This window comes from Streptomyces sp. NPDC001222 (assembly GCF_042896945.1).
GTDB classification, from domain to species: Bacteria; Actinomycetota; Actinomycetes; order Streptomycetales; family Streptomycetaceae; genus Streptomyces; species Streptomyces gibsoniae.
In genome coordinates this window covers 32092-42092 of the sequence record NZ_JBIAXT010000004.1, presented here as the reverse complement: position 1 = coordinate 42092, position 10001 = coordinate 32092, and the positions used below count along the sequence as shown (strand labels likewise).

General features: G+C 70.5%; 8 protein-coding genes. 7 read left to right on the top strand and 1 reads right to left on the bottom strand.

Going from position 1 to position 10001, the window contains the following annotated elements; all coding sequences use genetic code 11:
- Positions 1–149 precede the first annotated feature (149 nt).
- Complete coding sequence (locus tag ACFY2Z_RS07725; RefSeq protein ID WP_390743269.1) at positions 150–866, top strand: hypothetical protein; 717 nt, start codon at positions 150–152, stop codon at positions 864–866.
- A gap of 89 nt (positions 867–955) precedes the next feature.
- Positions 956–2134, top strand: a complete 1179-nt coding sequence (locus ACFY2Z_RS07720; RefSeq protein ID WP_390743268.1) for an ISAs1 family transposase — start codon at positions 956–958, stop codon at positions 2132–2134.
- A gap of 171 nt (positions 2135–2305) precedes the next feature.
- Here the strand turns inward: ACFY2Z_RS07720 and ACFY2Z_RS07715 are convergent, their stop codons facing one another.
- Positions 2306–2644, bottom strand: coding sequence for a hypothetical protein (locus tag ACFY2Z_RS07715; RefSeq protein WP_390743542.1), 339 nt, complete (start codon positions 2642–2644; stop codon positions 2306–2308).
- Between ACFY2Z_RS07715 and ACFY2Z_RS07710 the strand changes: the two genes are divergently transcribed.
- Genes ACFY2Z_RS07710 through ACFY2Z_RS07690 form a run of 5 tightly spaced genes read left to right on the top strand, consistent with a single transcriptional unit; the run spans position 2546 to position 9891 of the window.
- Positions 2546–3808 carry a phenylacetate--CoA ligase family protein gene (locus tag ACFY2Z_RS07710; RefSeq protein WP_390743267.1) on the top strand — a complete coding sequence of 421 codons (1263 nt, stop codon included), beginning with the start codon at positions 2546–2548 and terminating at the stop codon, positions 3806–3808. The two genes, ACFY2Z_RS07715 and ACFY2Z_RS07710, sit on opposite strands and share 99 nt — an antisense overlap.
- Positions 3805–5094, top strand: coding sequence for an MFS transporter (locus tag ACFY2Z_RS07705; protein ID WP_390743266.1), 1290 nt, complete (start codon positions 3805–3807; stop codon positions 5092–5094). The genes ACFY2Z_RS07710 and ACFY2Z_RS07705 overlap by 4 nt, the downstream gene beginning before the upstream one ends.
- The gene (locus tag ACFY2Z_RS07700; protein ID WP_390743265.1) at positions 5091–6227 is read left to right on the top strand and encodes a GNAT family N-acetyltransferase; all 1137 of its coding nucleotides are present in this window, start codon (positions 5091–5093) and stop codon (positions 6225–6227) included. The genes ACFY2Z_RS07705 and ACFY2Z_RS07700 overlap by 4 nt, the downstream gene beginning before the upstream one ends.
- Positions 6224–7390: an acyl-protein synthase gene (locus tag ACFY2Z_RS07695; RefSeq protein WP_390743264.1), complete on the top strand. Its 1167-nt coding sequence runs from the start codon at positions 6224–6226 to the stop codon at positions 7388–7390. Before ACFY2Z_RS07700 ends, ACFY2Z_RS07695 begins: the two co-directional genes overlap by 4 nt.
- Positions 7387–9891, top strand: a complete 2505-nt coding sequence (locus tag ACFY2Z_RS07690; protein ID WP_390743263.1) for an acyl-CoA reductase — start codon at positions 7387–7389, stop codon at positions 9889–9891. The genes ACFY2Z_RS07695 and ACFY2Z_RS07690 overlap by 4 nt, the downstream gene beginning before the upstream one ends.
- Positions 9892–10001 lie beyond the last annotated feature (110 nt).

Here is a 10001-nt window from a genome sequence, read left to right as displayed (position 1 = left end):
GACTTGGACGAGCCTTTGAATCCGTGTGACGCGAAGCGGGGGTGTCGCCCCGAGGGCTACACGACCCATCGAATGAAGCCAGGGAGCTGGCTCGCCCACCTTGGAGCACGACCGTGAACCCGAAAAGGCACCAGCGGACCCTACGCATCATGTTGGCCGTTGCCGTAGGGGCTGCTCTCGCCATTGCCGTCACTGCATCGATCATGAAGGACCCCAGGCATGGGGAGGGTCTCTTGGGTGAGGTACTGGTGAGCGGTGACGGCCGCACCATCACCACCCTGAACAGCCGGGCCCCATGCCAGCAGGACCCGCCCGAACTGGTGGCAAGCGAATCCCGCGATTCCGTCACCTTGGTACTGAAGGAAAGCGATATCGATCTCCGGCCTCAGTGCCACAGGATCGACGAGCAGATCACCACGAAGCTGCAGTCACCACTGGGGACACGACGGCTGGTAGACCCGGGTAACGGCTGGACCATTGCCCCCTTCGACCAGAAGCGGCTGGCCAACCCGCGATATCTCCCGCCAGGCTATGCGCCGGCCACTGACGTGCAATGGAGCGATTCCAGCCAGCATGACCTGCTGACACCCTTCATTCGGACCCGGAGCTCGGGTCCCGCCTGGACCCGTTTCTACCACCGCGCCTCGGAGAAGGCGTCTTTGAGCATCACGCAAATCGCCGGAAAGCTCACAGTGAGTGCCGCAGGCACTCCGGAGTCCATCCACGGATGGATCGGTGGGCTCGCCCCGGACTCCAATAACACCGTGACGTGGACGAACGGGACCTACACATTCATCGTGAGCACCACGGATCAGGACCTCCACGAAGCCGAACTCCTGAGGATCGCCAAACAACTCACCCCCTAAACCCGAGACCACCAACTGGAAACGACGAACGCGACCCCCGATGATCAAGGTTGTCGAAGCTTTTGATCACGAACAGGGGTCGCGTTCGCATGCCATGCTCCCTGATCGGTGTCCTGCAACGCCACCGCGAGGACATCGTCTTGTCCTGCCCACCCGCCGAACTGCCCGACCTGACCTCGTTGTCGACGGTCCTGGACCGGCTTCCCGATCCGCGGCGCGTAAGAGGCCGCCGCTACAGGCTGGGCTCTCTGCTTGCCCTGTGCCTGCTCGCGGTCCTCGGCGGAGCCACCACGCTGGCCGGCATCGCACGGTTCGCCATCGACTCCACACCTGAGGTGCGCAAACGGGTCGGGCTGGACCGTCTTCCTCGCGCCACCACCCTGGGCCGCCTTCTGTCCCGCATCGACGGGGACGCCCTTGACGACGCCGTGGGCGCCTGGCTTGCCCGGCGCTCCCGTGACCCCGTCGAAACCGATCCGCCCGAGCTGGTGGGACTGGCCGTCGACGGCAAAGCCGTGCGCGGCAGCCGTGACGGCGGCAAGAGCGCCATCCACCTGCTCGCCGCCGTCCTGCACGAAAACCAGACGGTGATCTCACAGCGGCAGATCGCCGCGAAGAGCAACGAGATCCCCGCCTTCGCCCCGCTGCTGGAACGGCTCGACCTGCACGGGCACGTCATCACCGCCGACGCGATGCACACGCAGACCGATCACGCCGAGCAGATCACCGCCCAGGGCGCCCACTACATCCTGGTGGTGAAAGGGAACCAGAAGAAGCTCCGCCGACAGTTACGGCGACTGCCCTGGCGCGAGATTCCGCTCCAGCACCGCACCCGGGACAAAACCCACGGCCGCCATGAGATCCGCCACCTGAAGGTCTGTACCGTCCAGCCCGGCCTGCGCTTCCCACATGCCGTCCAGGCCATCGAGATCAAGCGCCGCCGCACGAACCGCAAGACCGGCAAGACGACCGTCAAGACGATCTACGCGATCACCAGCCTCACCCCTGCCCAGACCACCCCGGCCCAACTCGCACAACTGATCCGTGGGCATTGGCAGGTCGAGGCCCTCCACCACGTGAGAGACGTGACCTTCGCCGAGGACGCCTCCCGCGTCCGCACCGGCACCGCACCCCGAGCGATGGCGACCCTCCGCAACCTCGCCATCGGCCTCATCCGCCAGGCTGGCTGGACGAGCATCACCGCCGCCACCGACCACTACCGGTCACGAGCCGACCACGCACTCCAACTACTCGATCTTGAAACCTGAGAACGCATCAGCCCTGGCCCCGGACCGCCGAGGAGTGACGAGTCGACGCCGGCCGGAAATCCGGCGTCGTCGCCATTCCTATAAAGGCATCTTGAAGAAGCCTCAACAATTGCTTATGAAACCAGCGCCTTTGTGACGACCGTCTCCTGAAGGAGCGGGAACCGCATACCGTCACCGCTCGTCCACGCATGGCCGAAGTTCGATACACACGCGGCCAGTTGGCGCAAGAGCATTCCGAATGATGAGATATCCTTCGGATGTGGGCGCCCCGGCTTTTCCGGGTGCGCCGATCCAGCACATCGTCAGTGACACACGTCGCTGCGCCGTTTCATGGCAAACACCATCCATCGCACCGCCGTCGGCCCTTCCCTTTGCCGACGGTTCACCCAGCATGCCTTCGAGCAGGAATTGATGCCAGTTCAACCATTCATGGAGCTGATACGCTTCGCGCGCCGCAACTCGCCTTTCTATCGGGACCTTTACGCTCATCTTCCCGATCACGTGGCCCATCTCACGGATCTTCCCGTGGTGCCCCAGGAGGAATTCTGGCGGGCCAACTCGCCGCGCGACAACAGACTGCTCACCGCGCCCCTGGACGAGGCGGTCGTCTTCCGCAGCGGCGGCACGACAGGATCCCCGAAGTTCTCCTGCTACACCCGTACGGAATGGCGCGAGTTCACCACGGCATTCGGCGCAGGCCTCGTCACAGCCGGGCTGCGGCCCGGTCACCGGGTGGCCGACCTGTTCTACGCGGGTGATCTGTACGCCAGTTTCAGCTTCGTTCTCGACTCACTGCACCGTTCCCCGGTGGCCAATGTGCGGCTGCCCATCGGCGGCGCGACACCGTGGGAATCCACCGCGGCCACCCTGGAGGAATTCCGGGTGCAGGTCGTCGCCGGAACGCCGACCACGCTGTGCTCGCTCGCCGAGCGTCTCACCTCGGCCGGTCGCACCCTGCCGGACGTGGAGTTGCTCCTCTTCGGCGGGGAGTGCCTGTTCGGCGATCAACTACCCCTGCTGAAGGCGGCGTTTCCGCACGCCCAGCCGCGTTCCCTGGGGTACGCGAGCGTGGACGCGGGACTGCTCGGCGAGGCGGTGCCCGGCGACGATCCGCGGGTGCACCGCGCGTTCGCCCCTCACACGGTGGTCGAGATACTCGACGACGAGACGGGTCAGCCGATCCAGGAGAAGGGCGTGCCCGGTCGGCTGGTCGTCACCGACCTGCGCCGCCGGCTGATGCCGATTCTGCGCTACCCGGCTGGTGACCGGGCCGCGTGGGTGGCACGGGACACGGGTGTCTTCCGCATCCTCGGCCGCGCCGAGGAGGGCGTGCGGGTCGGACCCGTCTCGCTGTACACGCAGGACGTGCACGACATCGTCACGGCTGCCGACGCCGCCGGCGAGGTGACCGGGCTGCAACTCGTGGTGCGCCGTCAGCACGGCCGGGACGGCCTGGTGCTGCGGCTGGCGACGGGCGAACCCGGCGACCGGCACACCGCCTTGGGCGAGAGCGTCGTCAAGGCGGTCCTGGAGCAGCGTCCGGCCTACCCGGGCGCGGTCGATGCCGGGCACGTCAACCCGCTCGCCGTCGAGTGGGTCCGGCACCGGGAGCTGGCGGTCAACGCCCGCTCCGGAAAGCTGATCCGCGTGGTCGACGAACGGCCGCAGTCATGAGCACACCCGTAGCCGGAGCACGACGGCTGCCCGTCGTACTGCGCAACCGGTCGTTCGGCACGGTCTGGGCCGGTCAGCTGCTCACCCAGATGGCGAGCAGGATGTTCCAGGTCGGTGCGGTCTGGTGGCTGGTGGGTTTCGCCGGCGGCGACCACCGCGGGCTCGACTCGGGTCTGTTCCTCATGGTGAGCACCCTGCCGGCGGTCGTGCTCGCCCCGGTGGTGGCCCGCGTCATCGCGCGGCACGCCCGCCGCACGGTGCTGGCCGTGGCGGCGGGGGCAGCGGGCGCCCTCGCCACGGCCGCGGCGGTCTGGGCGTACGCCGGGACACTGCCCGTGGCCGCCGTCTACGCGGCCGGACTGGCACTGGCGACCTGCCAGGCGGTCTTCGATCCGTGTCTGACGACCGCGGTGCCCGAGCTGGTCGAGGACGCGGACATCGAGGCAGCCACCGGGTTCGAGCTGTCCACCCAGTCGCTGGCCGGGCTCGCCGGGGGGCTCCTCGGCCCTGTGGTGGTCGACGCGGGCGGCCTCGCGGACGTCGTCGCCGGGTGTGCGGGCGCGTATCTGACGGCGGCCCTGCTGATCGGCTCCGTCCGGTTCCCGCACGCCACCGCCCCGCAGGAGGCCGCGAGCGGGGCCGCGCCCGAGCGGCGCACGCTGCGCCGCATCCTGGCCGGACTGCCGTTCGTCCGCCGTGTGCTGGTCTGCTTCGCCGCCGCCAACGTCTTCACCACGGCCGTCTACGTCGTCATGCCGCTGTACACCCGGGGGGTGCTGCACTCCACCGGCTCCACCGTCGCCTCCTTGGAGGTGGCGCTCGGTGCGGGCACCCTCGTCGGGTCGTTCACCGGCGGGCGCCTTCCGGGGCGCCCGGTCGCCCTGGGCAGTACCTGTCTGGCCGTCATGGCCGCCTGCCTCGGCCTGCCGGGCCTGCTCACCGGGCACGCGGTGGCAACCGGCTCGATGGCCGTCGCCGGCTGGTGCGTGGGAGTGATCGGCGTCCGCTTCGTCGCGCTGTTCCAGCGGCTGGTGCCCGCCGACGACAAAGCGGGCTTCTTCACGGCGATGCAGGCGCTGCTGGGCGCCACGTTCCCCGTCTCCTCGCTCGCCTTCGGCGCGCTCGGCGACCAGCTGACCGCGCGGGCCCTGTGCCTGGTGCAGGGAGCCGGTCTCGTCCCGGTCGCCCTCGCGCTGTGGTGGCTGGGCGGCCGCGTGGACGTCCCGAAGGACGAGCCGTCGGCCACGGCCGGACATCGGGCCGCGCTGACGGGAGACGCGTCATGAGCGTCGTTCTCGCTCCCGCCGCGGTCCAGGACATCGCGGAACTGCGGCAGTTGTACTTCGACGTGTACGGGCACGGCTACCCGGTGCCGCTCGGCAGCGACCCGGCCGTCATGCACCGGCTGATCGTGGACGGCACCGCGCACTGGCTCACCGCCCGCACCGAGCGGGGCGCCCTGGTCGGCTCCGCCGTCGTTCAGACCGACCCGGGCAGTCGCATCGGCAAGCTCGTCGGCCTCGCCGTGCATCCCGGGCACCGGGGCGGAGGCCTGGCCTCCGTGCTGAGCGGTGCGGTGTGCGACGAGGCGTTCGGCACCGGCCGCCTCGACTCGGTGTACGCCACCGTCCGCGTCGTCACCGAGGGCCCCCAGCATGTCGTCGTACGCAACGGCTTCCGGCCGCTCGGCCTGCTGCCCAACGCGGTCGAGGTCGACGGCTGCGAGAGCCTGGCCCTGTTCGCCCGCTACGCCGACGGCGTACTGGAGCGCCGCGCCCCCGTGGAGCGCGTACCGGAACGCCTCGCGGCGCTGCTGACCGCGGCGTCCTCGGGCATCGGGGTCGACTACGCGGGGACGGGGCACCTCGCCGGCCGCCCCGCGCGGCCCGCCGTCACCGGCGCCGAGCCGATCGAGCTGATCGCCGCCTCGGCCTTCGTCCGCCGTCGCTTCCTGGACCGCTTCCCCGACGCGAGCGACCGCTTCTTCCCCCTGCACACACCGAACGCGATGCTGGTCGCGGCCGACGGCAGCTTCGAGGCGTACGCCGATCTGGACCCGGTCGCGGGCAGTTGCGCCCTGATCGCGGTGCATCCACGTCCCGCGGCCGTGACGGGCGCCTTGGAGGCACTGATCTCCGTGGTCGCCCGGGCCGGCGCGGACTACGCCGAGACGCTGCTGCCGCTCGCCGACACCGAGGCGTTGGAGGTCTTCCTCGCCTCGGGTTTCGTGCCGAGCGCGGTGTACCCGGCGATGCGCCGTATGGACGACCACTTCCACGACTACGTCGTGCTGTCCCGGACCAGCCGTCAGATCGACTTCAGGACGACAGCGGTCAGCGCGCTGCTCCAGCCGTATCTGAGCGCCTATCTGAGCGCCTGGACCGCCACTTATCTGCCCCTTCACGAGGTGTCCCGATGAACCCCCATCTCGCTCCCGTCGAGGTCCCCGACCCGGCGGCACTCGGCCATGTGCAGCGGTTGTGCGACCTGGCGTCGCCGTACGACGCCGGCCCCGAGGCCGACGCGCTGTTCGCCGCCGCCATGGCCGAGGCCAACGACTGGCACGCGCGGCGTTCCCCGTTCTTCGGCTCCCTGCTCCAGGACCCGCCGGAGGTCCCGGCGCCGACCGTGGGCGAGGGGGTGCGCACCCCGCTGGTGCCGGCCGCGTTCTTCAAACACCACGAGGTGCTGTCGATCCCGCGCGAGGAGGTCTTCCTGCATCTGACCTCCTCGGGCACCACCGGCCAGAAGTCGCAGATGTTCTTCGACGAGTGGACCATCCGCTCGGCGCAGCGCATGGTGGCCCGGATCTTCGACCACTACGGCTGGATCACCCCCGATCAGCCGGTCAACTACCTCCTCTACAGCTACGAGCCCGCGCCGTCGCTGAAACTGGGCACCTCGTTCACCGACAACTATCTGTGCGACTTCGCCCCGGCCCGGCGCACCACACACGCACTGCGGCACACCGGCTCCGGCCACGAGTTCGATGTGCACGGCTGTATCGCGGCGCTCCAGCGGTACGCCGAGGACGACGTGCCGGTGCGCATCCTGGGCTTCCCCGCCTTCCTGCACTTCACCCTGGAGCGGATGAGCGCCATGGGACTGCCCCCGCTGCGGCTGCCCGAGGGGTCGCTGGTGGTGCTGGGCGGCGGCTGGAAGGGCAACGCCGACCGGCAGATCGGCAAGGAGGAGTTCTACGCCGAGATCTCCGAGCGGCTCGGTGTGCCGGACGACCGGGTCCGCGACACGTTCGGGTCCGTCGAGCACTGCGTCCCGTACATCGAGTGCGCCCGGCACCGGCTGCATGTGCCCGTGTGGTCGCGTGCCGCCGTACGCGACCCGGCGACGCTGCGCCCGCTGCCGTACGGGGAGCGCGGCTTTCTGCACCTGGTCAGCCCGTACATCACCGCCGTGCCGGCGCACAGCGTCGTGATGGGCGACCTGGCGTCGCTGCACCCCGGTGAGGAGTGCGGCTGTCCGTTGTCCACCGACTGGTTCACCGTGCACGGCCGTGCCGGGGTGAGCCGCAATCGCAGTTGCGCGGTCGCGGCAGCCGAACTCCTGAAGGGAATGTCGTGACCGCTTCCGCACTCCACCTCTGGCAGGGCGAGTTCGTGGACGACGCCGAGGCCGCCCGCCGGCTCGCCGCGCTGCCCGAGCTGACCGGCCGGGTCCTGGCCCGAGCGCTGCCCACCGATGTGGTGCTCGGCGCCTGCGCCGCGGTGAGTTCCGAACTGGCCGATCCCGCCTCCGCGCTGCACACCCGGCTCGCGGCGCACCTGCCCGCCGGCGAGGCCGGCGCCACCCTCGCCGAGCTCGCCTCGGCGCTGACCCGGAACGCCCTGGAACGCAAGCTCCGCCGGGAGCTGGGCGGCCTCCGGCCGGAGCGGCTGACGCGGCCGGACGCCCGCGAGACGGTGTACGAGTCCTGGGCTCCCGTCGGCCTGCTGGTGCACATCGCGCCCGGGAACGCCGCCATCGTGGCGCCGCTGAGCGTCGTCGAGGGGCTGCTGGCCGGGAACCTCAACGTGCTCAAGACCAGCAGCGCGGACACTGCGCTCGCCCTCGATCTGCTCGCCGCGCTCGGCGCCGCCGACACGACCGGGCTGATCGCCGAACGCGTCGTGGCCCTGCGTTTCCCGTCCTCGCGCCGGGAGTGGCTGCGGACGCTGTGCGGGCAGGCGGACGCGATCGCCGTGTGGGGCGGCGAGGACGCCATTGGGGCGGTGAGCGACCTGGCGCCGCCCGGCTGCCGGATCGTCGAGTGGGGCCACCGGATCTCCTTCGCGTATCTGACCCGCAAGGCGGCGGCCGACGCCGGCACCCTCGACGCGCTCGCCGAGGACGTCTGCCGCTTCGACCAGCAGGCGTGCTCCAGTCCGCAGGTGGTCTACCTGGACACCGAGGACGCCGAGGAGATCTGGGCATTCGCCGAGAGGTTCGCCGAGCACCTCGCCAAGGTCTCCGGCACGCGGCCGGCGCCGCGGCCGAGCACGGCCGAGCAGGCCGAGATCACGACTGTGGAACAGCTCGCCCGGCTGGAACGGCATCTCGGTCTGACCCGGGTGATCGCCGCCGCCGACGGCTCCTGGCGGGTACTGGCCGACACCCGTCCGGCGCTCGACGCCTCCCCGCTGCACCGCAGCGTCCGGGTGAAGCCGCTGCCGCGGCACGCGGTCACCGCGACGCTGCGGCCGATGCGCCGCTATCTGCAGACCATGGCGATCGGCGGCGGCCGGGCGGACGTGGCCGAGCTGTCACGGGCGGCGTTCGCGGCGGGCGTCACCCGGGTCACTCCGGTCGGCTCCATGCTGGAGGGCTACGAGGGCGAACCGCACGACGGGGTCTACGCGTTGCAGCGGTACAGCCGGCGCGTGAGCGTCCGCGCGTCCGACGCGGCGTTCCGCACGGTGGCCTGCCTGGACGACCTGGTGGCGGCGCCGGTGCTGCCCCCGGCGCCCGACGGGCCGCTGCTGGGCAAGGAGGACGCGCAGCGCGCGCTGACGTCCCTGGCCCCGGAGCACGCGCAGCTGTACTTCCGCAGCGGCGGCTCCACGGGCGCGCCCGCGCTGTCGGTGTTCACCTGCGAGGACTACGACAACCAGATGCGCGCCGCGGCGGACGGGCTGCTCGCGGCGGGGTTCGACCCGGCCCGCGACCGGGCGGCCAACCTCTTCTACTGCGGCGGGATGTACGGAAGCTTCATCAGCTTCTTCTCCATCCTCGAACGGCTGAACGCCACCCAGATCCCGATGGCCGCGGGACCCGATCACGCCGTGGTCGCCGAGGCGCTGGTCGCCCATCGAGCGGACACCCTCTTCGGCATGCCCTCCTATCTGTGGCAGCTGTTCCACGCCGAGGCGGACCGGCTCCGTGCCTACGGCGGCATCCGCACGGTGTTCTACGGCGGCGAGCACTTCACCGCGGAGCAACGACGGGTGCTGACCGAGGAGTTCGGCGTCGAGGTGATCCGTTCGGCCGCGTACGGCAGTACCGATCTGGGGCCGCTGGGCTATCAGTGCGCGCAATCCGGTGGATCGGTCCACCATGTGCTGACCGATCTGCACACGCTGGAGATCCTCGACCCGCACACGGACCGGCCGGTGCCGCCGGGCGAGCCGGGGCGGCTGGTGTTCACCTCGCGGGCGCGTGCCGGGCAGCGGCTGGACCGCTACGAGATCGGGGACCTCGGACGCGCGATCGGGGGCGCGTGTCCCTGCGGCAGCCATGTTCCGCGTCTGGAACTGCTCGGGCGCTACGGCGACGTCGTGCGGGTCGGCACGTACTTCTTCAACTACCGGCGCATCCTGGGGGCGGCGCAGGAGCGGCTGGGCTACCACGGCGAGATGCAGTTGCTGGTCGCCCCCGGCTCCGGCCGCGAGTTGCTGACGGTCCGCCTCGACGAGGACTACGCGTGCGACCCGGCCGCCGCGCGGGACGCCCTCGCCGCCGAGGTGGCGGAGCTGGCCTCGGCCGAGTCGGAGGGCCTGCTCGCGTTCGCGGTGGAGACCGTGCGGAGGGAGACGTTCGAACGCACCGCGACCAGCGGCAAACTGCGAACGGTGGTCGATCTCCGCTAGCCGGGGTGGGGTGCGGGTGGTGGACGCCCGCGCCCCGCCCGCACCACATGGGCGCGGGAGAGTCGTTTGCGGCGTCCGTCCTCGCACGAGAACCACGTCACACGTACGGC